Annotated in this window: 23 protein-coding genes; 4 read left to right on the top strand and 19 right to left on the bottom strand. The window is 65.1% G+C overall.

Annotation, left to right across the window (positions count from 1 at the left end; all coding sequences use genetic code 11):
- Nucleotides 1-22: 22 nt before the first annotated feature.
- From AC06DU_RS05650 to AC06DU_RS05640, 3 genes are all read right to left on the bottom strand, one after another.
- Nucleotides 23-409, bottom strand: a complete 387-nt coding sequence (locus AC06DU_RS05650; RefSeq protein ID WP_146090953.1) for a hypothetical protein — start codon at nucleotides 407-409, stop codon at nucleotides 23-25.
- The gene (locus AC06DU_RS05645; RefSeq protein ID WP_478203756.1) at nucleotides 394-2,007 is read right to left on the bottom strand and encodes a CHASE2 domain-containing protein; all 1,614 of its coding nucleotides are present in this window, start codon (nucleotides 2,005-2,007) and stop codon (nucleotides 394-396) included. Before AC06DU_RS05645 ends, AC06DU_RS05650 begins: the two co-directional genes overlap by 16 nt.
- A gap of 418 nt (nucleotides 2,008-2,425) precedes the next feature.
- On the bottom strand, nucleotides 2,426-2,722 hold the full coding sequence (locus AC06DU_RS05640; protein WP_104647130.1) for an XAC0095 family protein: 297 nt from the start codon (nucleotides 2,720-2,722) through the stop codon (nucleotides 2,426-2,428).
- Nucleotides 2,723-2,993: 271 nt separating this feature from the next.
- Here AC06DU_RS05640 and AC06DU_RS05635 point away from each other — a divergent pair, with 271 nt between their 5' ends.
- Nucleotides 2,994-4,847: a DNA/RNA helicase domain-containing protein gene (locus AC06DU_RS05635; protein ID WP_478203755.1), complete on the top strand. Its 1,854-nt coding sequence runs from the start codon at nucleotides 2,994-2,996 to the stop codon at nucleotides 4,845-4,847.
- Between the two features lie 771 nt (nucleotides 4,848-5,618).
- On the opposite strand, the gene AC06DU_RS05630 is transcribed toward AC06DU_RS05635, so the two are convergent.
- The gene (locus tag AC06DU_RS05630; protein WP_478203753.1) at nucleotides 5,619-6,149 is read right to left on the bottom strand and encodes an AsnC family protein; all 531 of its coding nucleotides are present in this window, start codon (nucleotides 6,147-6,149) and stop codon (nucleotides 5,619-5,621) included.
- A 130-nt stretch (nucleotides 6,150-6,279) separates the two neighbouring features.
- Nucleotides 6,280-6,876 (bottom strand): TetR/AcrR family transcriptional regulator, encoded by a 597-nt coding sequence (locus AC06DU_RS05625; protein WP_478203752.1) that lies wholly within the window; start codon nucleotides 6,874-6,876, stop codon nucleotides 6,280-6,282.
- 70 nt (nucleotides 6,877-6,946) lie between these two features.
- Here AC06DU_RS05625 and bdcA point away from each other — a divergent pair, with 70 nt between their 5' ends.
- Nucleotides 6,947-7,660 carry an SDR family oxidoreductase gene (gene bdcA, locus AC06DU_RS05620; RefSeq protein WP_039407217.1) on the top strand — a complete coding sequence of 238 codons (714 nt, stop codon included), beginning with the start codon at nucleotides 6,947-6,949 and terminating at the stop codon, nucleotides 7,658-7,660.
- 159 nt (nucleotides 7,661-7,819) lie between these two features.
- Here bdcA and AC06DU_RS05615 read toward each other — a convergent pair whose 3' ends face one another.
- The 11 genes from AC06DU_RS05615 to AC06DU_RS05565 form a co-directional block, all read right to left on the bottom strand.
- Entirely contained in the window at nucleotides 7,820-7,999 is a 180-nt protein-coding gene (locus tag AC06DU_RS05615) for a hypothetical protein (RefSeq protein WP_478203751.1), read from the bottom strand.
- 1 nt (nucleotide 8,000) lies between these two features.
- Nucleotides 8,001-8,249, bottom strand: a complete 249-nt coding sequence (locus tag AC06DU_RS05610) for a hypothetical protein (protein WP_478203750.1) — start codon at nucleotides 8,247-8,249, stop codon at nucleotides 8,001-8,003.
- Nucleotides 8,225-10,888, bottom strand: a complete 2,664-nt coding sequence (locus AC06DU_RS05605; RefSeq protein ID WP_478203749.1) for a M1 family metallopeptidase — start codon at nucleotides 10,886-10,888, stop codon at nucleotides 8,225-8,227. The genes AC06DU_RS05610 and AC06DU_RS05605 overlap by 25 nt, the downstream gene beginning before the upstream one ends.
- A 175-nt stretch (nucleotides 10,889-11,063) precedes the next feature.
- Complete coding sequence (locus tag AC06DU_RS05600; RefSeq protein ID WP_024938603.1) at nucleotides 11,064-12,356, bottom strand: adenylosuccinate synthase; 1,293 nt, start codon at nucleotides 12,354-12,356, stop codon at nucleotides 11,064-11,066.
- Nucleotides 12,357-12,782: 426 nt separating this feature from the next.
- Nucleotides 12,783-12,968 carry a DUF2065 domain-containing protein gene (locus AC06DU_RS05595; protein WP_039510765.1) on the bottom strand — a complete coding sequence of 62 codons (186 nt, stop codon included), beginning with the start codon at nucleotides 12,966-12,968 and terminating at the stop codon, nucleotides 12,783-12,785.
- 495 nt (nucleotides 12,969-13,463) lie between these two features.
- Nucleotides 13,464-13,928: an REP-associated tyrosine transposase gene (locus AC06DU_RS05590; RefSeq protein WP_478203748.1), complete on the bottom strand. Its 465-nt coding sequence runs from the start codon at nucleotides 13,926-13,928 to the stop codon at nucleotides 13,464-13,466.
- 598 nt (nucleotides 13,929-14,526) lie between these two features.
- On the bottom strand, nucleotides 14,527-15,390 hold the full coding sequence (gene hflC / locus AC06DU_RS05585) for a protease modulator HflC (RefSeq protein ID WP_016903921.1): 864 nt from the start codon (nucleotides 15,388-15,390) through the stop codon (nucleotides 14,527-14,529).
- A complete protein-coding gene (hflK, locus tag AC06DU_RS05580; protein ID WP_024938600.1) occupies nucleotides 15,390-16,529 on the bottom strand; it encodes an FtsH protease activity modulator HflK in 1,140 nt (379 codons plus the stop codon). The genes hflC and hflK overlap by 1 nt, the downstream gene beginning before the upstream one ends.
- An 801-nt stretch (nucleotides 16,530-17,330) precedes the next feature.
- Nucleotides 17,331-17,717 (bottom strand): twitching motility response regulator PilH, encoded by a 387-nt coding sequence (gene pilH, locus AC06DU_RS05575; protein ID WP_024938599.1) that lies wholly within the window; start codon nucleotides 17,715-17,717, stop codon nucleotides 17,331-17,333.
- Between the two features lie 384 nt (nucleotides 17,718-18,101).
- Nucleotides 18,102-18,998, bottom strand: a complete 897-nt coding sequence (locus AC06DU_RS05570) for a DnaJ C-terminal domain-containing protein (protein WP_054590856.1) — start codon at nucleotides 18,996-18,998, stop codon at nucleotides 18,102-18,104.
- Nucleotides 18,999-19,138: 140 nt separating this feature from the next.
- On the bottom strand, nucleotides 19,139-19,615 hold the full coding sequence (locus AC06DU_RS05565; RefSeq protein ID WP_016903925.1) for an Hsp20/alpha crystallin family protein: 477 nt from the start codon (nucleotides 19,613-19,615) through the stop codon (nucleotides 19,139-19,141).
- A 162-nt stretch (nucleotides 19,616-19,777) separates the two neighbouring features.
- On the opposite strand from AC06DU_RS05565, the gene AC06DU_RS05560 reads away from it, so the two are divergent.
- Together AC06DU_RS05560 and AC06DU_RS05555 are read left to right on the top strand one after the other, a co-directional pair.
- Nucleotides 19,778-20,260 (top strand): peroxiredoxin, encoded by a 483-nt coding sequence (locus tag AC06DU_RS05560; protein ID WP_016903926.1) that lies wholly within the window; start codon nucleotides 19,778-19,780, stop codon nucleotides 20,258-20,260.
- A gap of 43 nt (nucleotides 20,261-20,303) precedes the next feature.
- The gene (locus tag AC06DU_RS05555; protein ID WP_024938597.1) at nucleotides 20,304-20,864 is read left to right on the top strand and encodes a ferritin-like domain-containing protein; all 561 of its coding nucleotides are present in this window, start codon (nucleotides 20,304-20,306) and stop codon (nucleotides 20,862-20,864) included.
- A gap of 267 nt (nucleotides 20,865-21,131) precedes the next feature.
- On the opposite strand, the gene pbpC is transcribed toward AC06DU_RS05555, so the two are convergent.
- The 3 genes from pbpC to AC06DU_RS05540 all read right to left on the bottom strand — a co-directional run bounded on the left by pbpC (nucleotide 21,132) and on the right by AC06DU_RS05540 (nucleotide 25,519).
- On the bottom strand, nucleotides 21,132-23,552 hold the full coding sequence (gene pbpC, locus AC06DU_RS05550; protein ID WP_478203746.1) for a penicillin-binding protein 1C: 2,421 nt from the start codon (nucleotides 23,550-23,552) through the stop codon (nucleotides 21,132-21,134).
- Nucleotides 23,553-23,663: 111 nt separating this feature from the next.
- Entirely contained in the window at nucleotides 23,664-24,440 is a 777-nt protein-coding gene (locus tag AC06DU_RS05545) for a CPBP family glutamic-type intramembrane protease (RefSeq protein WP_478204367.1), read from the bottom strand.
- Nucleotides 24,441-24,571: 131 nt separating this feature from the next.
- On the bottom strand, nucleotides 24,572-25,519 hold the full coding sequence (locus tag AC06DU_RS05540; RefSeq protein ID WP_478203744.1) for a glycerophosphodiester phosphodiesterase family protein: 948 nt from the start codon (nucleotides 25,517-25,519) through the stop codon (nucleotides 24,572-24,574).
- Between the last annotated feature and the right edge of the window lie 55 nt (nucleotides 25,520-25,574).

The raw sequence follows: 25,574 nt of genomic DNA, 5'->3' as shown, positions 1-25,574 counted from the left end.
ACCAGAATCCGGCGTATTGGTGTCACCTGCATCCCTCCCCCACACCGCGCACGCCCGCAGTGACAGCATCACTGACCTCGCTGACCGTGCTGGTGCAGCGTACGTTGCTGGAGAGCTTGAGATCGCCGGCGATCTTGACCTTCAACTTGTCCAGCCAGACAGGCCCGGCCGCCGTTTCGACCAGTACGTAGCCCTTGGGCGAAACCTGGCTGACCTTGGCCAGGCGCAGGTCAACGCCCGCAGGCAGCGGCCCCACGCGGCGGAATCTGCCATCGCTTTCTACATAGGTGACAACCTGCCCATAGACCTCGACAACGTAGGGCTGTTGCCGGTCTTGCGCAAACGCCGGCAGCGTCAGCAGGGCAGCCAGTAGAAGCATCAAATGAAGTCGCTTCACCGCATCACACATGGAGATTCTCCGGTTTCTCGGCAGGTTGGGCAGCAGAGTGGTTGCGTCGTTGCCGACCGCCGACCGCCGACCGCACCAGTCACAACAAAGGCGAGTAGCAGTGCGGATATCCAATGGTCTGGCGGTTGCCGCAGCACCATCTGCGATAGAAAGACGATCAGCAGACTGGTGCCAACACAAACAACCGCCACAGCAAGCCCGCGCCACCTGCGCAGGGAAGCTCGCCGCGTCAGCATCAAGGCGGCACCAGCACCAAATGCAAGCAACAGCATGCTAAGCAGCTCCACGATGCGGTCGCGCCAGCTGTCGCGATAGATGCGCTGGCTCCCCCAACGCATCAAGTTGTCCAGCGCCATGGCATGCAGGTATACGCCGGGAATCTGCTGGTGCACTGGCGACATCACCTGGTCGCTGAGACCGCTCAAGCGGGTACCGATGAGCACCACGCGATCCTTCAGCACCGCCGCCACCGCAGGGTCATCCAATTGCTCTTCAAACACGGTTAGCGTGTATGCACAGCGTTGGCGCCGCTGGTCTTGGATCTGCTCATCGATACCGCTAAAGAGGCCATCCCATGTCAGTCCAGCAGCACCAACCAGCCGCGCCCACCAGCCGACGTGCCCACTGCGTACGCAGCTCAGTCCTTGCAGGCTCGCAGGCAGCCGCGGCAGCGTCGCCCCCCACTGCACAGACAGTGGCGCGCCAAGTGCATCGGAGCTCAACGCCCGCGCGTCTTCGCCACAGCCAGCAGCCGAACGCGTACGACAGGCCACCTGATAGAGCGCCAGCGCCACCGAACGATAGTCCGCGCCGAATCCCGGGCCGGTCGCTAACGGCGGTGTCCAACCTTCGTCGCGCACGTTCTGTGCGGCGAGCAACATCGGATAGTCGTGTCCCAGCCCCTTCCAGCTTGTCACCACGTCCTGCGCCGCAGTCATAGCGCTGCCGCTTGCCACGGATGCCGCAGCCCCGCAACCCGAAGCAGCAGGACCAACACCCGAAAAGATGGAACGCCGACCTGGCGCTGACACTCCGAAGAAAACCGGCACTTTACCGCAGCCGATCTCGGCCTCGATCCCGGCATGCGCGTCATCGTAGCTATCGTCGTAGTCGCGTCGCTGCTCCATCAAGATATCGACATAGACCGCACGCGGTTGCTGTGCCAGCACGCGCCGCAATACCTCGTCGTAATAGCTGTAGCGTGGCGGCCATGCGGAGTCGCGCGACTGCAAGGTATGGTCATCGATCAGGACAACTGCGATATGGTCCTGCGCGACAGCGGTTGGCGAATTCATCGCCGATGACGGCATTCCATAGAACGGCGCAAACATCCGCGCGGCAATACGTTGCGACTGCACTTCTCCGGCCCGCTTCAGGCCAAACGGATCGATGACACCGATCAAAAGCGTGAGTAGAAACACCGCCACGAAGATCCGCAGGCTCACGTCAACCCAGCGCAGCACACACGCCGCCGGGCGACGCAGCCAGACACGGCGCCCGATCGTGTCGCTGATGCCAACCAGCCCATCGCCCCGTTGGTGAATGTCGCCCGATGTAGAGGCGCACTGATGTTCCGTAGAAATGTCCGGTTCGCGCAAACCTGGCTCCTGCCGCTCGGCCGACGCAACAGGCGGCCGGCTCATGGGTCGCTAGCGGCAGCGATCCGAGTTGCTTGAGCATCCAACGTCCAGAGTGTGATGAGTTTCGCGACCATCCTCACGTGGCAACGGCAAAAGCTTGCCAAATGTGAGCGCCAGTAACGTTTCGCGTTACTTTGACGGCATAGGCGTAACACGATTTCCTCTCGGCGCGTGCTTCCTCTACAGCGAGTCAAGCTGGACAATTGACCTGCCGACGAAAGCAAGGCCTCCGTGCGGCAACGGCAGCAATGCCCAGCTACACCGACCACCTAGCAAAGCCGCTGAACGACCAGCTGGTCCAGGATGGTGCTCATGGCGCCTGCCGTATCGAAGATCGCGCTGCCCAGCACGGGGAAGGTGCGTCGGCCGAGCCGGCTCATGCGACCTCTCCCGCGTCAGCAGACTTGTTGTCAGAGGCATTGGGCTCCAGGCGCGCGGGCCACTGCATCTGTGCCAGCGCCTGGGTTACCTGCTCGGCCAGCAGTTCAAGGCAGAACGCCATCTCGTCCATGCAGATGGCAGGCTGCCTGGCCTGCTCTTCGGCCTGAGTGCGCGGCTGCGCTAGACGTGCCAAAAAGCGCATGTGGTCGCGCAGTTGCTGAAGGCGATATTGCGCGTGCTCCGGCAGAAAGTAGCCAGGATCGGCGTCCAAGTGGCGATGGGCCTCGGTCATAGGATCTCTCGCATCCGTGAAATCAAGAGAAACCACCGTTTTCGGAGGTGGCAACCCGCTGTACGAGGAGTTCCGAGGCTCCGTAAGGCAAAGATTGCTATGGTCACAGAAATAGGTCAAGTACAAGAGCAGAGATCAGAACTTCATGTCCGTTTTGGCCGAGCTGGAATTTCAGATCTAGTTCTAGACGAGGCTGCATCACTTGCCATGTGACGTATCGGCAAGTACACAATGCTGCTTTGTTCCATGCAAAACCGGGGAAAAGCCAAGCGTGATCGTTTACCAGTCGACCAAAGCCGCGTTCCTTCAGCTCTCGCAACAGCAACCCATCGAACGGGTGATCTCCAACGCTTACACCGTCAAAACGGGAAGATATGCGCCCGAGAGCGAGTTCAGAGCGTGGCGGCACTCCCTCACGCAAATGGCAGACGTGCTTAGTGATGATGCCCTGCCCGATGACATGGGTATTGGAATCGAATTTGGCATCGCTCAAACCGCGAAGCGCATCGACTTCATCCTGAGCGGGCTGGGTGAGACTAATGAGGCGCGCGCGATCATCGTAGAGCTCAAGCAGTGGTCCACTTCATCCGTTACCGATAAAGACGGCATCGTCAAGGCTCAGCGTGGCGGGCCAAACGAGAGCGAGGGTCCGCACCCTTCTTACCAGGCTTGGTCTTACGCTGCTCTGCTGCAAGGCTTCAACCAAGCAGTGCACGAAGGAGGCGTAGAGCTGAAACCATGTGCGTACCTGCACAACCATTTTCGCGATGGCACCATCGACGATCCGCGCTATGCCACTTACACCGACAAGGCGCCGTTGTTCCTACGGGGCGTGGAGGAGAAGCGCAAGCTGCGCGAGTTCATTCGTCAGCATGTCCGCAAAGGCGATAGCGGCGAATTGCTTTATAAGATCGAGCAAAGCCGCATTCGCCCCTCCAAGATGCTTGCCGACAGCATGGTCAGCATGCTCAAGGGTAACCAGGAATTCGTGCTGATCGACGAGCAGAAGCTGGTCTACGAAACCTGCTTGGCACGGGCAGCGCAGGCTAGCGCAGAACACAAACAGGTCGTGATCATCAAGGGTGGGCCCGGCACTGGAAAGTCCGTCGTGGCAGTAAATTTGCTGGTTGAGCTGACCAAGCGTGGCCTCACGACAAAGTATGTGTCCAAAAACGCCGCTCCACGCGCGGTGTATGCGCAAAAACTGGCCGGACATGTGCGTAAGATTGAAATCGGCAACCTGTTCTCCGGCTCAGGCAACTTTCATCAGACCGAGCCAAATGTGTTTGGCGCGCTGGTGGTGGACGAGGCACATCGCCTCAATCAGAAGAGCGGCCTGTACGGCAACCTTGGCGAGAACCAGGTGATGGAACTGATCCGCAGCGCCCATTGCGCCATCTTCTTCGTCGACGACGATCAGGTTGTCACCTTGTCAGACATCGGCCATACCGACGAATTGCGCCGCTGGGCCGGAGTTCTCAATGCTGAAGTGACCGAACTGGTACTGGCGTCGCAATTCCGCTGCGCCGGCTCGGACGGATACATCGCCTGGCTAGACAACGTTCTCAGTATCCGCCAAACCGCTAATTCCGACTTCGACCGGAGTGTCTTTGATTTCCGCATCGTCGATTCCCCGTTGCAACTGCATAATCTGATCCGGGAGAAAAACAAGCTTAACAACAAGTCTCGGGTTGTCGCTGGCTACTGCTGGGATTGGAAAAGCAAAAGCGATGCGAACGCTTGGGACATTGAAATTCCCGAGCATGGCTATCAGGCGCAATGGAATCTCGGGAGCGATGGCAGCTTATGGGCAATCGCTGAAAACTCCGTCGAGCAGGTCGGTTGTATCCACACATGCCAGGGGTTGGAGTTGGACTATGTAGGCGTGATCATTGGTCCCGACTTGGTTTGGCGCGGCGACCGCTTAGTCACCGATCCCAGTAAGCGTTCAAAGCAAGACCGTTCGATACGAGGATATAAGTCACAATCCAAAGAGAATCCGGAGACTCATGACCGTGTAGATCGCATCATCCGGAATACGTACAAAACTTTGATGAGCCGAGGCATGAAGGGGTGTTATGTCTATATCAGCGATCCGGCGCTGAAAGAGGCAATGCTTGGATGAATTCTTCCGATTCAAAGCAGGCATGGAATTGCGGCGATTGGCAGGCTACTGATGCGCAACCGATCACTTGTGCCGTTTTTTATGAATCCGCTCGAATTCACCTTCGCTGCAGTCGAGCTGATTGAAGCGGGCCGCCACGATGCAATGCGCCCGCTTCGTCGCGGGCATCCTTCAACGGAGAGGACGAGTACTGCGGGCTGTGGCCGCATGAGCAGGCTCGGTCAGGTGACTGATCGCAGACGAAATGGTTCAGCGGCGCTTTTACTGTGGGACCGAAATAGACACTGGGTCTCGCAACGATGCCATCTAATAGGCATCCAGCGCGACCATCCGGATTGGACAGCAATTCGGATAGTTTGAAACGTTCAACCAACACGCTGCGCACGGCTCCATGTGATCGCCAGCATTGCACAAGGAGGTCGAAGTGGCCTGTGTTAAAGCCAGCCTAGAACATGGAATGGCCCATGGGATCTACCCGGGCCTCTTGCTGATTTGCCGCGCCAGTCACCCGACAACGACTTCGCCTGAGCGACGGCAGATCGTTACCATCTTGTACCACCTGCCGATTGACCGTACTGGATAGCGGCAAGCGCACCTCGCTTAGCGAGCAGGTGCGCTCACGCCATCGAAAACCCTCTGCTCTCGCGCACGCCTTGCCTTAGCCGCGTAGCGTTCCTTAAGCGCCTCCGCCGCTAAGCCGAGGAAGACCACTCGATCGTAAAATTCGCCAAATGCATCCGCAATCACATGCAGATCCGGTGGTTACGATCATCAGGCCGCATCGCCAAGCCCCAGTGACTGCTTGAGATAGCGCGCCGCCAGCGCGCGCTCGCGGGCGCGCCCGCTGCGCAGCGCGTCCTGCAGTGCCAGCAGTTGGTGCAAGGCAGGGTCGGCCAGCGCAGCGTTGGGCGCACCGGCCGACAACGGCGACAAGCTGGGGCCTTTAGCCGTGCCCTGCGCGCTTGGCCACACCGGTGCATCCCCTGGGAAGCTGGAAATGGCAATGGACAGTGGGGGCACGCCGAAGGCCGTAGGAATGCCACGCCTCAGCGGCCCGATGACGGCAGGAAAGGCGTAACGCACACCGTGAACCGCGAACTCATGCAGCGCCGTGCGTACCGTCTCCCACTCGCCGCGGCCTTTTTCCAGCGCCAAGCCGGATGCCACCGCGCGCTTGACGCTGCGATGCACCTGAGACGGGCTCATGCCCAGCGCTTCTCCAAGGGATGCATACGTCCAGACCTGGCCCGCCTGGGCGACCTGCTTGTACAGCACCACTAGATCCTGGGGCTTCAGTTCCACAGCCGAGCCCGCCTTATTCCATATTCCGGAATATGGAATATCCAGCGGGCGAGCTGTTTTTGCAAGCAGTCTTCGCTAAGCGCTCTGACTAAACGAGGGTCTAACGCTCAACGGCGGAAGCAAGACACGCTCACCCAATTCCGCGCAGCGCCACCCGAAGCGCCTCCCCCGCCAAGCGCGCACTCGCCAGCAGACGCTCCAGGCTCTGCCCATGCCGGGCGCTGGCCGACAGCCCGGCCATGGTGGTGCTGACGAAATCCGCCAGCCGGTCTGCGTCGTGCGGGCACTGCTTGGCGATGTGGGAGCGGATCAACTCCTGGGCCGCAACATGAAAGCCGCAGGCCGCCTCGCGCGCCTGCGCGTCGTTGCTGCGCGTGCCTTCCAGCACCAGGCAGCCGGTGGCGGCGGGGTCTGCGGCGTAGCAGCGGGCGGCCTGCTCCAGTACGTCGGCCAGGACGTCCGCCAGCAGGCGGGCGGTGTCCAGGATCTGTGGCAGCGGGATGGCCCCGGTCTGCGCGTAGCGGTCGAGGATGCGCGCATACAGGCCGGACTTGCTGCCGAAGGCGGCGTAGAAACTGGGCGGGTTGATGCCCAGCGCCTGGGTGAGGTCGGCCACGCTCAGTGCGTCGTAGCCGCGCGCATGGAACAGTTGCTGCGCGGTGGCGACCGCTTGGTCCGGGTCGAACGCCCGTGGCCGGCCGCGGGCACGGGGGGTTTCTGTAGTCATAGTTACAAAATCCTTGACGGCAGGCGAAAACTATTATGTATTACTCGCTACATTAATTGCGAGGTGATGCATGTCAGCGTTCAAAGACAAGTCGGTATTGGTGCTCGGTGGCAGCCGGGGGATTGGGGCCGCCATCGTGCGGCGCTTCGTGGCCGAGGGCGCGCGGGTGACGTTTACCTATGCCGGCTCTGCCGAGGCGGCGCAGCGCCTGGCCGGTGACACCGGCAGCACCGCGGTGCTGGCCGACAGCGCCGACCGCGATGCGGTCATCGACACGGTGCGCGGCAGCGGGCCGCTGGATGTGCTGGTGGTCAACTCCGGCATCGCGCTGTTCGGCGATGCGCTGGACCAGGATCCGGACGCGGTGGACCGGCTGTTCCGCATCAACGTGCACGCGCCCTACCACGCCGCCGTGGAGGCCGCGCGGCAGATGCCACCCGGCGGGCGGATCATCGTGATCGGCTCGGTCAACGGCGACCGCATGCCGCTGCCCGGCATGGCGTCCTACGCGCTGAGCAAATCCGCGCTGCAAGGGCTGGCGCGCGGGCTGGCCCGCGACTTCGGGCCGCGCGGCATCACCATCAACGTGGTGCAACCGGGCCCGATCGATACCGACGCCAACCCGGAAAACGGGCCGATGAAAGACCTGATGCACAGCTTCATGGCAATCAAACGCCACGGCCGCGCCGACGAAGTGGCCGGCATGGTGGCCTGGCTGGCCGGCCCGGAAGCGAGCTTTGTCACCGGGGCGATGCATACGATCGATGGTGCGTTTGGGGCATGAGGCGGCGATGTCTGCCTTGGCTACGGCGATGAGGGCACAACGGGCATCACGGCCCCGCAAAGCCCGCCTCACGTTGCGAGCGAACGGCCAGCACAAACACCATGCCGATCTGCGCGACATGGCAGTACAGCGCCAGATTGCCGTGCGCGCCGTGACCGATCACCAGTTCGCGCTTGTCGCCGCCGGCCGGCCGATCAGCGGATTGGTTTCCAGCACGTCGATTGCCGCAATGACCTCGTGCAGGCGTGCTGCGACATGTGCGGCCTCATGGCGCTGGAGGTGGTCGAAGATCGGCTCAAGATCCTGTGCAACCTCCGGTGCCAGCGCGATACGCGCCATGCTACCGGGCTGGTTTGCGGGCCGTGGGACGCTTTGCCGGCTCGCCGGCCATGCGCTTTTCCAGATAGCCACGCATGTCGTCCCAGGCGATGGTCTTCGCGGACGCCACGATGCCGGCATAACGCTGCTCGGCGGCCTCGCTCCCACCTCCAGGTGACTGCCGGCGCGGCAAAGAAAAAGCCCGGCAAGACCGGGCTGTTTCCTGTGCTGCGATGACCGCAACGCTCAGCGCTTGCGTGCCTTCAACCATGCCTTGATCTGCGGCAGCGAGGCCGCCCGCAGCTTCACCCGCGTCTGGATCGTGTTGATGGCGTTGTCTGCGGCCTGCCGCGAAGTAGGTGCGATGTACTGCTCGGCATAGGCCTTGATCCGGTCGCCGGTGGCAAGCTCGGCTGAGTCCATGCCCAGGCCGGGGTAGTAGCGGGCACGCGAGGTGGAGTCCACCAGGGTGTCCACCTGTGTGCGATGCGCCACCGCGAAGTCGAAGGCAAGCTCCGGGTGCCGGGAAGCGACCCGGTCGATCATGCTCGCACCGGTGGTGGCGCCCGGCTCGGCTGTCAACGCCAGTTCCAGCGCGCGCCTGGCCAGTGCCTCGTCGTTGGGCATGGAGAGGAAATCGTAATAGGTGTCGCGCACCATCGACGAGGTTTCCTGCCTGGCCAAGGCATGCAAGGCGTCCCAGGTGGCGGCGTCGGCATTGTGCGCAACCGCGCCCAGCACGCTGTCGCGCAGCTCCGGCGACAGCGAGGCGGGGTTGGCCTGGAAGGCGGCAAAGCGCCTGCGTGCCTCGGCGATCACGGCGGCATCGCCCATGTCGCTGAGGGTGGCGATCAGGCGGGTACGCAACTGCTGGATCTGCGCCGAATCGCCATCGCGCTTGTCCCAGCCCAGCGTTGCGAATTCGGCCGCCAGGCGCGGCACGGCATAGGCACGCCACGCCGCGCGCGCAGCCGGGTCGCGCTCGAAGCTGCCATCCACATCGTCGTAGATGCTGGCCACCATGTCCCAGACATCGGGCGATGCGCCTGCCGCCACCTGGGCGGTGAGATCCAGCACGTCGGCCTGCGCCTGCACGCCGGCACCGGCCAGTGCGTTGGTGTCGTTCAACACGCCCACCTGGTCCACCACCGGCAGCAGTCCAAACCTGTCGGTCAGCGCCTTGAACTGCGCGGGCGCATACCAGGTGCGGAAGTAGCCCTTTTGCCCGGCATTGACCACCACCGGTGCGTCGCAGCCGGGCACCTGCACCTGCGCCGTGCCGTCCACCAGCACGCGCACCGGCGCGCCATCGCCGCTGCGCAGGACCACCGGCACATGCCAGCGCAACGGCTGCTTGTCGGGGCGGTCCAGCGTGAACTCGCCCTGCTCCAGCGTCACTGCGGTCTGGCCGCCGACGCAGCGGCTACTGGCTTTGATCAACGGCACGCCCGGCTGCAGCGTGAAGTCGTGCGCCACCTGGGTGAATTGCTTGCCCGGGGCCACCGCGTCGATCTGCTGCCACAACTGGTCGGTCACTGCGTTGCCGTACTGGTGTTGCTTGATGTAGCTGCGCACGCCGGTGCGCCAGTGGTCCGAGCCGACGTAGTCTTCCAGCATGGCAATCACCGCCTCGCCCTTCTGGTAGGTGATGGCGTCGAAGGCCTGGCTGGCCTGCTCCACGGTGGCCACGTGCTGCACCACCGGGTGGGTGGTCGCATACGCATCGCGCCGCATCGCCGCGCGGCTTTTCAGCGCCGGGCCGGTCTTGTCGATATCCCATTCCGGATGCAGTTTTGCCGTGGTGCGCGCCTCCATCCAGTTGGCGAAGCCTTCGTTGAGCCACAGGTCGTCCCACCACGCCATGGTCACCAGGTTGCCGAACCACTGGTGCGCGATCTCATGCGCGGCGACGGTGAACACGCCTTGCTTGGTGTCGATGTTGGCCACCGCCGGATCCAGCAACAACGAGTATTCGAAGGTGAAGATCGCGCCCCAGTTTTCCATGGCGCTGAAGAACTGGCTGCGCCCGGGCGCGGCGATGTTGTCCAGCTTGGGCAGCGGGTACGGGATGCCGAAGTAGGCGTTGTATTCGTGCAGCACGTCGCGGCCGGATTCCAGCGCGAACTGCGCCTGGTCCACCTTGCCCTTCTGCGCGATCACGCCGATCTCGGTGCCGTTGTCGGCGGTGACGGTGGCACGCTCGAAATCGCCCACGCTGACGAACAGCAGGTACGTGGACATCTTGGGCGAGGTCTGGAACGCGATGCGGGTGCGCCCGTTTGCGCCCGGCCTGGACGAGGCCACCGGCATGTTGCTCACCGCCATCTGCCCGGCCGGCGCATTGATCGCCAGGTCGAAGGTGGCCTTGAAGTTGGGCTCGTCCCAGGAAGGAATGAAGCGGCGCGCATCGGAGTTTTCGAACTGGGTGAACAACGCACGGCGCGCACCTTGCGCGGTGGTGTAATCCAGCGCGAACAAGCCGTTGGCCTGCGTGTTGATCACGCCGCTGTAGTCGATGGACAGCACGTACTCGCCCACTGCCAGCGGCTTGTCGAACGCGAACGTGGCGGTTTGCGCCTCGGCATCGGTGCTGACCTTGGCAGCTCGCGGCTTGCCGCCTTTTTGCGTGAGCGTGCCGCGCGCCAAGCTCAGGTTGGCCGCCTGCAACACGATGCGGTCGGTGGCCTGCAGCACGCTGATGTCGATGGCGACCTTGCCGTCGAACGTCATCTTGTCGGCATGCGGCGTGATCTCCACCGCGTAATGCGTGGGCTTGGCCGTGCGCGGCAACTGGGTGGTGATGGACGAGGCGGCGGCACTCGTCGGTGCGGGCGCGGCGGCGAGCACGCAGGCGGCCGGACTTGTACCGACCAGGGCCAGTGCGATGGCGGTCACCAGGGGAAGACGCATGGGAAATTCTCGATGTGGGCGAAGTGGGCAGGCAAGCGGCACCAGGCCGCGGATGATCCGCCGGAACAGTGCGCGCAGGCACCGCCGGAAGTCATGGCAAATCTCAGCAATCCTCAAATGCCAACGGCCCGGACAAGCCGGGCCGTTGGACGATGCCGCGTCTGGCGTCAGCCGATCAGGCGAACGGATCCTGCAGCACCATCGTGTGGTCACGATCCGGGCCGGTGGAGACGATCGAGATCGGGCAGCCGGCGAGTTCTTCCAGCGCGCGCAAGTAGGCACGCGCGGCCACGGGCAGCTTGTCCCACTCGGTGATGCCGTGGGTGTTTTCGGTCCAGCCCGGGAACTCCAGGTACACCGGGGTGCACTCTTCCCAGCCCTGCGCGTCCAGCGGGGCGTATTCGGTACGCTTGCCGCGGTATTCGTAGGCGATGCAGACCTTGAGCTTTTCCATGCCGTCGAGCACGTCGAGCTTGGTGATGCACAGGCCGGAGATGCCGTTGATGGCCACCGCACGCTTGAGCGCGACGATGTCCATCCAGCCGCAGCGGCGCGGGCGGCCGGTGGAGGCGCCGTATTCGGCACCTCGGTCGCGGATGCCCTGGCCCACTTCATCGTCCAGCTCGGTCGGGAACGGGCCACCGCCAACGCGCGTGGCGTAGGCCTTGGCGATGCCCAGCACGTAGTCGATCGCATCGGCGCCAACGCCGGTGCCGGCCAGTGCGCCGCCGACGGTGGTGTTGGAGCTGGTGACGTACGGATAGGTGCCGTGGTCGATGTCCAGCAACGCGCCCTGCGCGCCTTCGAACAGCACGCGCTTACCCTGCTTGCGCAGATCATGCAGGATGCCGGCCACGTCCGACTTCATCGGCTGCACGTAGTCGCCGAAGGCCAGCGCTTCGTCGAAGGTCTTCTGGAAGTCCACCGCTTCCACGCCCAGGTACTTGGTCAGCACGAAGTTGTGGTAATCCAGCGCGGTGCGCAGCAGCTCTTCCAACTGCGGCGGGTAATGCAGGTCGGCGATGCGGATACCGCGGCGGGCGACCTTGTCTTCGTACGCCGGGCCGATACCGCGGCCGGTGGTGCCGATGGCCTTGCCGCCGGCGGCCTTCTCGCGCGCCTGATCCAGGGCGATGTGGTACGGCATGATCAACGGCGCGGCCGGGGAGATCTTCAGGCGCGAACGCACTTCCACGCCGGCACCTTCCAGCTCGCTGATTTCCTTGATCAGCGCGGCCGGAGAGATCACCACGCCATTGCCGATCAGGCACAGCGCGTCGTCGCGCAGGATGCCGGACGGAATCAGATGCAAGACGGTCTTCTTGCCGTTGATGACGAGCGTGTGGCCGGCATTGTGGCCACCCTGGAAGCGGACCACCGCACCGATCTCTTCGGTAAGCAGATCGACGATCTTGCCTTTGCCTTCATCGCCCCACTGGGCACCGAGCACGACAACTGACTGACCCATGACGGGTGAACTCCTGAGTTTTGCTGCGGCCATCGGGGCCGCGGGATGGGACCGGTTCACGGCTGGCGGCGCCGCCTGGCGCGCGGCTCCATCGGGGAGCGTTGCAGCGGCGCGTGAAGCCCTGACACGGAAAAAGCCGAACGAGGTGCCCTGTGTGAGCGTGCCCGGCCGGCTTTTGTGCATTATCCGGGTTTCCGGTGACGTGCACTACCCCTGGCGGCCGGCGGATCGGGGGCGGGTCAGATTGCGGCTGGCCGTTGGTTGCGCGGTGCTCCGAGCGCTGCGGGCCCCTAGCCCGGGAGATCCCGTAGCGACAATCCCAATGGCTCGTAGGAGCGCACCTGGGCGCGACCGGCATTCCCGGTAACGCCGTCGCGCCCAGGTGCGCTCCTACGCTGCCCGCTGCAGTCGGAATGGACCACCCCCTCAGTGACGCACCACCCACAGCGCGATCGCGCCCAGCACCAGCGTCACACCACCAATCGCACGCAGTTGCGCGGTGGGCAGACTGAACAGTTGCTCGACCATGCGCTTCCAGGCGGTAGGCGCGGCAAACAGCAGCAGGCCTTCGATGACGGCGATCAGGCACAACGCAGACAGGAATTCATGCATCAGCAACACCAGGACGTGGGGAACTGCAGTGTGCCGCGTCAGCGCCCTCCACGCCCCCCGCGTAGGAGCGCACCCGGGCGCGACAGGCATTCCCGATAAAGCCGGTCGCGCCCGGGTGCGCTCCTACGCGGCAACGTGGCGAGCCTAGTCAAACCGGCAGACCGCCCAAAGCACCATCGCCCAATCCACGACAGGCGCCCCCCCGACAAACCCACCCCGTAGGAGCGCACCCGGGCGCGACAGGCATTTCCGGTAGAGCCGGTCGCGCCCGGGTGCGCTCCTACGCGGCAACGTGGCGAGCCTAGTCAAACCGGCAGACCACCCAAAGCACCATCGCCCGATCCACGACAGGCGCCCCCCGACAAACCCACCCTGTAGGAGCGCACCCGGGCGCGACAGGCATTCCCGGTAAAGCCTGTCGCGCCCAGGTGCGCTCCTACGCGGCGGCGCGCGGCAAACGGTGGGCATGCACTAGGCCTGCTGGCGGCTCGAAGCTCAGAGCCAGATTGCGTCCCAGAACGGATAATCACCGACATGGGTGACCAGCCCGGCCCGGAGCGGATTGGCGATGAGGTAACGCGCGGCTGCGTGCAGGTCGTCGTCTTTGCGCAACGCGTGGTCATGGTAGCTGCGGCTCCAGACCGGTGCGTGATGCTGCCGCTGATCGTTCACCGAACGCGCTACGCACGCTTTCATGCGGGACACGGCGTCGGCCAACGCGGTGACGCTCCCCAACTGCAACAGCCAATGTGCATGATCCGGCATCAACACCCAGGCCAGCAGCCTGGCATCGCGAGGCGTTGCTGCGGTGAATGCCCGGCAGGCGGTTGCTGCAAGCAGAAAATCTGCGAACACGGCGCGACGCTGCCATGTCGTGGTGGTCAGCAGGTAAACGCTGTTGGGCGAAGACTGCCTGCCGCGGCGCAGCGCGCGATGCCCTGGAGAGGCGATGTTGGCCATGCCGCGATGCTGGCGGTCTTGGACCACGCGGGATATCGGCGGTTGCCGCGTTCTGCGCTAGGGGGAATCCATATGGCGACTGGCTATCAACGGCAATCAGCGGGGTCCGCCGGTAAGGCCCGTCGCGCCCGGGTGCGCTCCTACCGGGCCGAGTCTGGTCAACACGACGGGAGAGGCGCTCCAGGCAGCTGCGGATTACGGACATACCCATGGGCATCACAGTGCACGAAGCGCCGTGCGCCCGATTCATCGGCCGACGCACGCCCTGCGTAGGAGCGCACCCGGGCGCGATTGCCTTACCGGGCATGCCCGTCGCGCCCGGGTGCGCTCCTACCGGGCCGAGTCTAGTCAACACTACGGGAGAGGCGCTCTAGGCAGTTGGATTCCAGACGTGACCATCAGCATCGCAGTGCACGAAGCGCCGTGCGCCCGATCCATCGGCTGACGCACGCCCTGCGTAGGAGCGCACCTGGGCGCGATCGCCTTACCGGGCATGCCCGTCGCGCCCGGGTGCGCTCCTACGGTGGGCGCGCGGCAGCGAGAGGCACATACGACAACGCCCGCATTCCGCGGGCGTTGTCGATTCAGCGCAGAGCGATCAACGATCGCTCTTGAGGTACTGCAGGAACGGGTCGTTCTTGTCCAGCACCACCACGCCGTTGCCGTCCGTCATCGAGCCGCGATAGGCCTCCAGGCTGCGATAGAACGCGTAGAACGACGGATCCTTGGAGCCGGCCTGGCCGTAGATGCGGGCGGCGTCGGCATCGCCTTCGCCGCGCAGCTTCTGCGCATCGCGCTCGGCGTCGGCCACGATCACGGTGGACTCGCGGTCGGCCTGGGCACGGATGGTCAGGGCCTGCTCCTCGCCTTCGGCGCGCAGCTTGCTGGCTTCCTGCTTGCGCTGGGCGCGCATGCGCTCGTAGACGTCGGTGATCACCTGGCTGTCGGTCGGCAGGTCGATCTGCTTAATGCGCAGGTCGGTGATCTGCATGCCCAGGCCCTTGATCGCGCCGTTGATGCCCTTGAGCTGGTTGGCGATCAACTCGCTGCGGTCGCCGGAGACCAGCTGCTGCAGGGTGCGCGAGTTGATCTGGTTACGCAGCGAATCGGTGATGATCGGGGCCAGGCGCGAATTGGCGACCGACTCCTCACCACCGGTGGCGCGATAGAACGCCCGCACATCGGAGATATAGCCGATGGCGAAGAAGTCCACGCTGACGTCTTTCTGCTCGGCGGTGAAGTAGCGCGCCGGGGCGGTGTCCAGCACCTGGAAGCGGCGGTCGAACACGCGCACCGACTCCACCACCGGGATCTTGAAGTGCAGGCCGGGCTTGAGGTCGGCACGCACCACACGGCCCAGGTTGAGCACCATGGCGGTCTGGTCCTCGCGCACCACGAACACCGAGCCCATCAGGGTCAGCAACACGGCGACGATCAGGCCGATGACTAGCGAATTCTTCATTATTCGGTTCCCTCACGGCCGGTCGGGCGCGGGCCGCGCTCCGGATTGCGGATGCCCTCGCTGCCGCCACTGGTTTGCGGCGGATTCAACAGCACATCCTGCGGCACCATCGACGGCATGCTGCCGTTGCCCGCAGTGCCGCTGTTGCTGGCGGACTTGCTGGCGTCGGCCGGCAGCGGCACATAGATGACCTGGCGGCCATCGCTGCCGATCACCTTGCGGTTCTCCGACAGCACCTTCTGCACGGTTTCCAGCCACAGGCGCTTGCGCGTGACCTCGGGGGCGTTGGCGTACTGCTCCTGCAACAGCGTGAAGCGATCGGCGTCGCCCTCGGCCTTGGAGATCACCGCCTGCTTGTAGCCTTCGGCGCCGGTCCGGGTGCGCGCACCCTGGCCGCGTGCCTCGGGCACCACCTTGGCGGCGTAGGCCTGGGCCTCGTTGATCAGGCGCTCGCGCACCTGCTGGGCGCCGTTGACCTCGTCGAAGGCCGGCTTCACTTCTTCCGGCGGACGCGCGTCCGGCAGGGTCACACCGGTGACCGACAGACCCGTGTTGTAGGCATCCAGTGCCGCCTGCAGGCGGTCCTTGGAGGCGATGGCCAGCGGGCCGCGATTGTTGAGCACGGTATTGAGGTCGGAACGACCCACCTGCTCACGCACGGCGCTTTGCGCGGCCTGCTCCAGCACCAGGTCGGCATTGCGCGAACCGAACAGGTACTTGCGTGGGTCGCTGATCTGGTACTGCACGTTGAGCGAGACGTTGACGATGTTCTCGTCGCGGGTCAGCACCGGCACCTGGTTGCTGAAGGTCTTGATCTCGGTGGCGTTGACCTTGCGCACCGACTCGACCGGCCAGGGCAGCTTGAAGTTCGGACCGGGCTGCAGGATGCGCGAGAACTGGCCGAAGCGCAGCACCACGCCACGCTGCTGCTCGCCGATGAGCTGGAAGCTGGAGAACAGCACCATCAGCACCACCGCGACCAGAATCCAGCGCCCCACGCCGCCATCGAACAGCTCCTTCAACGGGGCGGGCAGATTGCCCCAGCCACCACCGTTGCCACCACCGCGCGGGCCCCAGGACCTGCGACGGTTGGGGTCCGGGCCGTCTCCGCCCTTGTTGCCGGGTGTGTTCCAGGCCATGCACGCTCCATGATCGAGGGGCTGTGCGGGCCAGTCCCGCAGTGCCGCCGTGTTGTGTGATTCGATGATTCTACTAGATGGGGCAGACCGACCGTTTTGAAAGGCCCCGATTGGCACATCCCGGTTTAGCCGCTGGGGTGGATCGGGCGGCGACGCATCGGGCGACAGCAGGGCCCGGTCCGGTCCAGGCGCGTGTCGACGCGGTCCCGGGGGCCGGAAAGGCGCGCATGTGATGACCTTGGCACGGGAGTCAGGCAAGGCTGGAGGTGAGCGGCCTTCGATGCGTGTTGCGGCCGGTGACCGCGTGATGCGGGCAGGCGCGCGGCGCCAGCCGGTCTGCCGATTCCACGCTGCGCGAAGCTGGATCAAGCAGGACCACGGCCAGGCTGCGCAACGGATGCGCTGCCAGTCAGTTGTTGATGCGCGTGCGCCGGAAGCGCGCTCGCCTTCGGGCCGCCTTGCGCTGGGCTTCCGCATGTCGCGCCGTAGTGCCGCGCCTGGAGGCCGACACGCATCAGACGCGCGTGGCCTGGCAAGCAACACGACCGGACCTGCATGCAAGCAACCTGCCGCCCGCGGGCGATCGGGTGGAATGCAACCGTTGGCCAGAGAGCACCCACGTGCAGATGGCAAGGTCGCGCAGTTGGTGGTGGCATCAGCCCCGGGTGGCGGGTGGCACTGCCCGACGCGGTCGAACGCGGCCCCATGCGCATGCCTTCGTCGATCGCGCCAGCCGCTGTCAGCGCCGGCTTGTCGCACTGCGGAGCGAACCTGCGCCCCGGTCGCACCTCGTCGACGCGCTTAGACGGTCGGCGGTTCGTCTTTCTGGTTGAACACGCGCTCCATCACTTCCAGCAACTCGTCTTCGGAAAACGGCTTGGTGATGTAGGCGCGTGCGCCCTGGCGCATGCCCCACATGCGATCGGTGTCCTGGTCCTTGGTGGTCACCAGGATCACCGGGATGTGCTGGGTGGTCGGCTCGCGCTTGAGCGTGCGCGTGGCCTGGAAGCCGTTGAGGTTGGGCATCACCACATCCATCAGCACCAGATCCGGCAACGAGGACTTGGCCGCTTCCACGCCGGCGGCACCATCGGTTGCGGTGATGGTTTCGTGCCCCAGCTTCTCGACGATGCGCTGAATCCCCAGCAGCTGCGACGGCGAGTCGTCGACGATCAGAATGCGTGCCATGTGTTTCCCCTAGTGTGCGCGGCGAGTGTAGTGCGCCGGCCGCGCTTTCGGTAGCAGGCCAGGCGGTGCGCCCGGCGATGCTGTTGCGATGTGCGATCCGGTGACGCGTTGCTGTTGTGCTGTGCAATGCGTACTACGTTGCACAGGGGGCAACTGGATTCAACAACGTCGCAGAAGGTCGTTCACCGCTGCATCGCGTGCATGCTGCCCCGCCCTCAATCCCTCACCACAGGAGAGGCAATTGGCCCCTTCTCCCACCGGGAGAAGGTGGCGCAAAGCGCCGGATGAGGGGACGGCGGCGATTCAACCGCGCAGATCGACGTTCACTGGCACACCACCTGCCTGCCGAACCCTCACCTCATCCCCGCGTCGACCCCGCGCGGCCTACACCGATTCGCCGAACGCCTTGGCCAGGTTGCGGTAGGCCTTTTTCTGCGCATCGTCGGTGGGGGCCGGGGCCAGGATTTCCAGCTCCACGATCTGGTCGCCCGGCGTGGTGCCCGGCAGGCCGCGGCCGCGCAGGCGCAGCTTGCGCCCGGCGTCCGAGTCGGCCGGCACCTTCAACTCCACCGACCCGCCCAGGGTCGGCACGCTGATGGTGGTGCCCAGTGCCGCCTGCCAGGGCATGACCTGCAGGGTGTACAGGATGTTGCGCCCGTCCACCTCGAACTGCGGGTGCGCGGCGTATTCGATCTCCAGCAGCAGGTTGCCGCCGCCGTTGCCCTGCCCGCTCAGGCGGATCACCTGGCCAGGCTGCACGCCCTTGGGCACGCGCACATCCAGCTGCTTGCCGTTGATGGTGATGCGCACGCTGTCGCCCGCATACACCGCTTCCAACGGCACTGCCAGCTTGGCGCGGGTGTCGCCGCGCGCCTGCGGACCCGCGCCTGCACCAGGGCCGGCGCCCGGACCACGCGGACGGCCGCCGCGCTGGCCGGCGAACAGGCTTTCGAAGAAATCGCTGAAGCCGCCACCGGCGCCGCCGTTGCCGAACACTTCCTCGTAGTCGTAACCCTGCCCACCGCCGTAGCTGGGCGGGGCCTGGAACTCGTCGCCCGGGCGGAAGCCCTGCGCCTTGAGCTGGTCGTAGGCCTTGCGCTTGGCCGGGTCGCGCAGCGCCTCGTAGGCTTCGTTGATCGCCTTGAACTTGTCTTCGGCGCCGGCCTCCTTGCTGACGTCGGGGTGGTACTTGCGCGCCAGCCGGCGGTAGGCGGTCTTGATCTCCGCATCGCCCGCGCTGGGCTCCACGCCCAGCGTTGCGTAGTAATCCTTGAATTCCATCTAATCACCTCTGAAAAAAACGGCCCGCAGCCGAGGCCACGAGCCAGTCATATCGCAGCCGGGCGGGCAACCGCACCTATTCTACGGTGCGGTTGCCGCCGGGAAGCGAAGCATGCCGCTCCGCTCCAGGTTTTGCTGCCTTACTGCACCGTATTGCCGGCCGGGTCCTGGCCGTTGCCGACCTGGATGCGGCGCGGGGTGGCCGCCGGGCGCTTGGGGATGCGGATTTCCAGCACGCCGTTGTGCCCGGTCGCGGTGATGCCGTCGGGGTCGGCACTGTCGGGCAGCGCGAAGCGGCGGTGGAAGCTGCCGTAGCGGCGCTCGATGCGCGAGAAGCGCTCGGTCTCGGTGCTGGACTCGCCCTTGCGCTCGCCCTTGATCGACAGGATGCCCTTGTCCATCTGCACCTCGATCTGGCCAGGGTCGATGCCCGGCAGGTCGGCATACAGCACGAAGTGGTTGGCCTCTTCCTTGATGTCCACGCGCGGCACCCACTGCGCGGTCACTACCGCCGATTCGTCGGTGTCGCCGTTCTGCTCGAAGAAGCGGTCGAACACGTGCTTGATCTCGTTTTGCAGCGCATGGGTGGGCCACTGGGGATAACGAACGATGTTCATTGCGAGCCTCCAAAAGGTTGGGTGAGGGGCCGGCTGCCGCGGCGCGCGCCGTTGCGCCGGCCATGTGCGTCAGATAGGCGTGCCGCTGCGGATTTCAAGCGCGTTGACGCGCTTTTCCCTCGCCCCTTTCTAGACTTCGTTCAGCCGCAGGAGCCCAGCCCCATGACCATCCACGTTGGTGACCGCATTCCCGAAGTCGTGCTCAAGCGCCTGCGCGAGGGCATCGAGGCGGTGGACACCCACAGCCTGTTCGCCGGCCGCAAGGTGCTGCTGTTCGCGGTGCCGGGCGCCTTTACCCCGACCTGCTCGGCCAAGCACCTGCCGGGCTATGTGGAGCACTTCGACGCATTCCGCAAACGCGGCATCGAGGTGCTGTGCACCGCGGTCAACGACCCGTTCGTGATGCAGGCCTGGGGCCGCAGCCAGCTGATCCCCGACGGCCTGCACCTGCTGCCCGACGGCAACGCCGAACTGGCCCGCGCGCTGGGCCTGGAGATCGACGCCAGCGGCTCGGGCATGGGCCTGCGCTCGCGCCGCTACGCGCTGTATGCCGACGACGCCGTGGTCAAGGCCTTGTTCGTCGAGGAACCCGGCGAATTCAAGGTGTCCGCCGCCGATTACGTACTGCAGCACCTGCCCGATTGATGCATTGATTCCCCCCAACCACTCAGAAGGAAACCGGCCAGCCATGTCTAACCAGCCAGCCAAGCAACTCCCCGACGGCATCACCGATACCGCCACCTTGCGCAGCCGCGCACGCCAGAGCATCGAAGACGGTGCCATCACCGAGAGCTACCACGCCGACCGCGAGGCGGTGATCGAGCTGCTCAACACCGCACTGGCCACCGAATACGTGTGCACCCTGCGGTATTACCGCCACTATTTCATGGCCAAGGGCATGCTTGCCGACGCGGTCAAGGGCGAGTTCCTGGAGCATGCGCAGCAGGAACAGGCGCACGCACACCGGCTCGCCGAGCGCATCGTGCAGCTGGGCGGCGAACCGGACCTCAACCCGGACACGCTGACCAAGCGCTCGCATGCCGAATACAAGGAAGGCAGCGACCTGCGCGACATGGTCAAGGAAAACCTGATCGCCGAGCGCATCGCCATCGACAGCTACCGCGAGATGATCGATTTCATCGGCGACAAGGACACCACCACCAAGCGCATCCTGGAAGACATCCTGGCCCAGGAAGAAGAGCATGCCGACGAGTTCGCCGACCTGCTGGAAGGCTGGATCGGCGAGTGAGCTGAGTCTTGCAACGGAGCGATGTGTTGTGATCGATGATCGGCATCGACATTCACACTGAAGTTGAAAGTTGAAATCGACTCGATGATGAAACAGACAGGGCGCCTTGAGCGCCCTGTCTGTTTTCTGTGCCGCAGGATGGTGTGTGGTTGCCTGCTGCCGTAGGAGCGCACCCGGGCGCGACGTGGCATTCCCGATAACGCCCCATCGCGCCCGGGTGCGCTCCTACGAGTGCGTGCACGCTGGCCGGGCGGAGCACGTGCGCGGTCAGCGCAATACGCGAAAGCGCAGCTGCGTCCAGGCACCGTCGCTGGCCATTGCGGTGAGCGTATGCGTGCCGACCTCGGCAAATTCGCGCTGAAATCCCTGGCGTCCGTTGGTCTGTGCGATCCAGCGGCCATCCAGCAGCCAGTCGATGCGCGCGTCGCTGCCCAGGGCACGCAGTTGCAGGCGCACCGGACGCGAGGTGGCGTTGGCACGCGCCAGCGTGGCGCGATCGCTCAGCCCGTCGATACGCAGCACGCCGCCACCGGTCATGCGCCCATCCGGCAGACAGTCCGCCGCAAGTGGCGGCAGTTGCGCAGCATTGCGCTCGGCGGTGCTGAGCCAGGGTGAGACCAATGCCGGCCAGCGCGCCACTGCATGCGGCACGCGTTCATGCGCCTGGCTGCACTCCTGCGACAGCCGCTGGCCACTGCGCGCATCCACATCGAAATGCAGCTGCCCGCTTTGCCATAGCCGCGCATCGCGCTCGGCAAAGGTGGGCGGCACTGCGCCATCGAGCACGTAGGCGTCGGCGCGGCGTGCGCATTGCGCCGGTGGTGTCTGATCGGCCGCGCCGCCGAGCGGCCAGCAGATGTCCAGCGCCTGCACGGTGGCCGGCATCGGCACCGGCGCGCTATCGCCGGCGCTGCGCGGCAAGGCATCGATGACTTCGAACATCAGCGGCAGTGCGGTGACGGCGCCGTACTGGCCCGGCAGCGGCGTACCGTCCGGACGCCCCACCCACACCCCGACCGTGTAGCGACGCGTGCCGCCGATCGCCCAGGCATCGCGGTAGCCGTAGCTGGTGCCGGTCTTCCAGGCCACGCCCGGGCGCGTGGCGGTGTCGAAGGTGCCGCTGCCGTACCCGGGGCGCGGATTGCTTTGCAGGATCTCGCGCACGATCCAGGCCGCACCCGGCGACATCAGCCGGCGCTCGATGCGCGGATCGTCCGGCGTATAGCGCGCACGCCCGGCGATGCCGCCGCGATTGAGCGCTGCGAATGCGCCGACCAGTTCCTGCAATTGCGCGCCTGTGCCACCCAGGATCAACGCCAGATTGGGCACGCTGCCGTGCGCAAAGCGCAGCTCGATCCCGGCATTGGACAGCCGCGCAGCAAACCGCGCCGGGCCGATCCGGTCGAGCAGGTCCACCGCCGGCACGTTCAGCGACAACCGCAACGCCGTCGCCGCGCTCACCGGCCCATTGAAGGCCGCATCGAAATTGCCGGGCCGATAACTGCCAAAACTCTGAGGCGCATCCACCAACAGGCTTTCGGAGTGGATCAACCCATCGTCCAGCGCCATGCCATACAGGAACGGTTTGAGCGTGGAACCGGGCGAGCGCCAGGCCTGCACCATGTCCACATGCCCCAGCCGCTTGCGATCACCGAAGCTGGCCGAGCCCACGTATGCGCGCGCTTCCATGGTGGCGTTGTCCACCACCAGCAATGCCGCGGAGGTGCGCTCGGGCAGCTGCGAAAAGTATGTGGTGACGCGTTCTTCCAGGGTGCGCTGCAGCTCCACATCCAGCGTGGTCACGATGCGTGCCGCGCGCGGTTGCGCACTGTGCAACCGCTGCGCGAGCAGCGCCGCATGCAACGGCGGTTTGAGCGAACGCGTCACCACCGGCTCGATCCGCGCATCGTCCACCTGCGCGCGCGACCACACGCCCAGCTCCACCATGCGATCGAGCACCTTGTCGCGCGCGCGTTGCGCGGCCTCGGGATGGCGATCCGGGCGCAGGCGGCTGGGCGATTGCGGCAACACCGCCAGCAACGCAGCCTCGGCCTGCGACAAGGCCTTGGCCGGCTTGCCCAGGTACGCCCAGCTGGCCGCTTCCACGCCTTCGATGGTGCCGCCATAGGGCGCGCGCTCCAGATACAGCGTCAGAATCTCGCGCTTGCTCAGGTGCGCTTCCAGCTGCAGCGCGCGCAGCAGCTGCTTGGCCTTGCCCCACGGCGTGCGCGTATGCGGATCCAGGATGCGCGCCACCTGCATGGTCAGCGTCGAACCGCCGGAGACGATGCGCCCCTGCCCGATCCATTGCCCGCCGGCACGCAGCAGGCCCCACGGGTTGACTCCGGGATGGCGCCAGAACCAGCGGTCCTCGTAATTGAGCAGCGCCTGCAGATACAGCGGCGACACACTCTGCGGGCTGGCCGGATAACGCCACACCCCGTTGCGGTCGGCGAACGCACGCAGCGGCGTGCCATCGCGTGCCACTACCAGCGTGGAGGTGTCCCGTGATCTGGGCAGTGGCAGTGGGAAGGCCAGATCCAGCAGCAACACCGCAGACAACAGGGCCACGGCGCTCCAGCGTAGCCCCGTCAACCAGCGCCGGCCACGCCGGGCAACACCCTCCTTGCCAGCGACGCGTTCCTGCGTCTGGTCGATCCTTGCCTGCGCGTGCTGCTGCTCATCCATCCTGCCAAGGATGCAGGGCAAAACGCATTTCGGCCACCATCGCGCGCGGCAAGCTGCGGCGTTGAGCGATGAACGTGACTGTACGCTCCTGCTTGCGCGACGACTGGTGCGCTAGCCCACCACGTCCGCGTGCGGCGAGCGACGCGGCCTTACGAACAGCCGCAGCAGCCCCATCGCCAGGAATACCGCAGACAGGCGCAACGCAATGCCGAGCCAGCCGCTGGCGGCCGAATCGGAGACCGCAAAGACCGTCCAGGCCGCGTTGAGCGAGACATGCAACACCCAGCCGCTCCAGATCGTGTAGCCATCCTGCGCGTCCACGATGGCAAACAGCAGCGCACCGATACCGGTAATGGCGAAGATCAACAACGCCTCGCCACCTCCACCGCCGGCCCCGAGCCAATGCACACCGCCAAACACAACCGCCTGCACCAGCGCGGCGATTGCCGGACGCCAGGCCAGCGCATGGCAGGCAAAGACGAAGCCGAAACCGCGAAACACGATTTCTTCCGCTAGCGGAAACAGCAGCGCCAACCAGAGCAGGCCAAGCAGATCGTCGGTGCCGACCGAGCTGGACTGCGTCCACAGCCCCAGCCAACACGGCAGTGTGGCCAGCAACGTCAGCGCCGGGCCGCGCAAGCCGTTCCAACGCAACCCCAGACGCGCCGCGAGCTCGCCTGGCATGCCAGGACGCAGCAACGCCGCTGCGACGAGCACGACCACTACGCTGAGCAGATTGTCGAGAATCCCACCGCCGTAAGGCACCGGAATTTTCGGGATTGGAAAACCAAGGGCCTTGGCCACATCACGCACCTGCAGCGCGACCAGCAGCACCAACAACCAGACGACATGCGGCGTGAATCGGCGCAGGGATGTATCGAGCGGCATGCAGACGTCCTTGCGTGCAAACGAACGCTGACTATAACGGCAACATCGCCGCCGCAGTTCCACGGATCACATTGCGCGGCGACATCCGCTCCCGTCGCAGGCCAGCTGCATGCGGTGATGCAACGCGACGCTCACCGCTGCTCCAGCGACGCGCGATAGCGCAGCAAGGCTTCTGGCGCATCGGTCTGGATGATCGACACGCCCTCGCGGTACAGGCGGCCCCACACCTTGTCAGGATCGCGCTCGGCATCGGCGTCGCCGCCGTAGCCGGCGATGAAGCCGTCCCACAGCGAGTTGACCATCAGCCGCACGTTATGTGCCTTGCTCACTGCAACCAACGCGGGCAATCGCGCTGCCGACATCTTGGGCAGCTCGAACGCGACCGGATGCGCGTTGCGGGTCTGCGCAGTGGCGATCGCGGCCAGGTCGGCAGTGCCATGGGCGTTGATCAGGATCGGGAAGAAATACACCTTGTCGAACGGCAGCATCGCCGCCAGGGGCGGCGTGGCGATGCCGGCTTCGGCCTTGACGATCACCTGGTGCTGCATGCCGGCACGGGCAACCGCATCGACCACCTGCACGTAGATCGCATCCTTGACGTCCAGGTTGAGCAGGATGTGGCCCTTGGACCTGGCCAGCATCTGCTCGAGCGTGACCACGCGTTGGTCGGTCAGCGGCGCCTGCGTGCCACCTTCGTCGCTGCGCAGCCGCAATTTTTGCAGGTCGGCCAAGGTCAGCTCGGACAGCTTGCCGGTGCCGTCGGTGGTGCGGTCCACGGTGGCGTCGTGCAGCATCACCAGTGTGCCGTCGGCGGCACGCCGCACATCGGTCTCCATCACGTCGGCACCGATGGCGATGCAGCGCTCCAGCGCGGCCAGCGAGTTCTCCGGTGCGCTGTCCTTGAAACCATGATCAGGCGCCGGCGCATGGCAACCGCGATGAGCCACCACCACGATGCCGCCGTCAGGATTGGTCAGCCGGGCCTGGATTGCGGCCACGCCGGTGGGCGCCGCGCTCGCATGGGTGGCCAGTGCCGCGCACAGCATGGCCGCGACGGTGGCGGCAGTACGTAAGCTCATCGAACAACTCCACTATGAAGGAATTAACAGAACCATTGCGCTACCGTCAGGTGAG

This window comes from Xanthomonas sp. NCPPB 3200 (assembly GCF_056393585.1).
Note: the sequence above shows the minus strand (reverse complement) of the source record. Positions and strands in the feature narration are given on the sequence as shown.

What these genes read in the sequence shown, in the direction of transcription:
- AC06DU_RS05650 (WP_146090953.1), bottom strand. Translation starts at nt 409, where the DNA reads ATGTGTGATGCGGTGAAGCGACTTCATTTGATGCTTCTACTGGCTGCC.
- AC06DU_RS05640 (WP_104647130.1), bottom strand. Translation starts at nt 2,722, where the DNA reads ATGACCGAGGCCCATCGCCACTTGGACGCCGATCCTGGCTACTTTCTG.
- AC06DU_RS05625 (WP_478203752.1), bottom strand. Translation starts at nt 6,876, where the DNA reads ATGACTACAGAAACCCCCCGTGCCCGCGGCCGGCCACGGGCGTTCGAC.
- bdcA (WP_039407217.1), top strand. Translation starts at nt 6,947, where the DNA reads ATGTCAGCGTTCAAAGACAAGTCGGTATTGGTGCTCGGTGGCAGCCGG.
- AC06DU_RS05615 (WP_478203751.1), bottom strand. Translation starts at nt 7,999, where the DNA reads ATGGCGCGTATCGCGCTGGCACCGGAGGTTGCACAGGATCTTGAGCCG.
- AC06DU_RS05610 (WP_478203750.1), bottom strand. Translation starts at nt 8,249, where the DNA reads ATGGTTGAAGGCACGCAAGCGCTGAGCGTTGCGGTCATCGCAGCACAG.
- AC06DU_RS05605 (WP_478203749.1), bottom strand. Translation starts at nt 10,888, where the DNA reads ATGCGTCTTCCCCTGGTGACCGCCATCGCACTGGCCCTGGTCGGTACA.
- AC06DU_RS05600 (WP_024938603.1), bottom strand. Translation starts at nt 12,356, where the DNA reads ATGGGTCAGTCAGTTGTCGTGCTCGGTGCCCAGTGGGGCGATGAAGGC.
- AC06DU_RS05595 (WP_039510765.1), bottom strand. Translation starts at nt 12,968, where the DNA reads ATGCATGAATTCCTGTCTGCGTTGTGCCTGATCGCCGTCATCGAAGGC.
- AC06DU_RS05590 (WP_478203748.1), bottom strand. Translation starts at nt 13,928, where the DNA reads ATGGCCAACATCGCCTCTCCAGGGCATCGCGCGCTGCGCCGCGGCAGG.
- hflC (WP_016903921.1), bottom strand. Translation starts at nt 15,390, where the DNA reads ATGAAGAATTCGCTAGTCATCGGCCTGATCGTCGCCGTGTTGCTGACC.
- hflK (WP_024938600.1), bottom strand. Translation starts at nt 16,529, where the DNA reads ATGGCCTGGAACACACCCGGCAACAAGGGCGGAGACGGCCCGGACCCC.
- pilH (WP_024938599.1), bottom strand. Translation starts at nt 17,717, where the DNA reads ATGGCACGCATTCTGATCGTCGACGACTCGCCGTCGCAGCTGCTGGGG.
- AC06DU_RS05570 (WP_054590856.1), bottom strand. Translation starts at nt 18,998, where the DNA reads ATGGAATTCAAGGATTACTACGCAACGCTGGGCGTGGAGCCCAGCGCG.
- AC06DU_RS05565 (WP_016903925.1), bottom strand. Translation starts at nt 19,615, where the DNA reads ATGAACATCGTTCGTTATCCCCAGTGGCCCACCCATGCGCTGCAAAAC.
- AC06DU_RS05560 (WP_016903926.1), top strand. Translation starts at nt 19,778, where the DNA reads ATGACCATCCACGTTGGTGACCGCATTCCCGAAGTCGTGCTCAAGCGC.
- AC06DU_RS05555 (WP_024938597.1), top strand. Translation starts at nt 20,304, where the DNA reads ATGTCTAACCAGCCAGCCAAGCAACTCCCCGACGGCATCACCGATACC.
- pbpC (WP_478203746.1), bottom strand. Translation starts at nt 23,552, where the DNA reads ATGGATGAGCAGCAGCACGCGCAGGCAAGGATCGACCAGACGCAGGAA.
- AC06DU_RS05545 (WP_478204367.1), bottom strand. Translation starts at nt 24,440, where the DNA reads ATGCCGCTCGATACATCCCTGCGCCGATTCACGCCGCATGTCGTCTGG.
- AC06DU_RS05540 (WP_478203744.1), bottom strand. Translation starts at nt 25,519, where the DNA reads ATGAGCTTACGTACTGCCGCCACCGTCGCGGCCATGCTGTGCGCGGCA.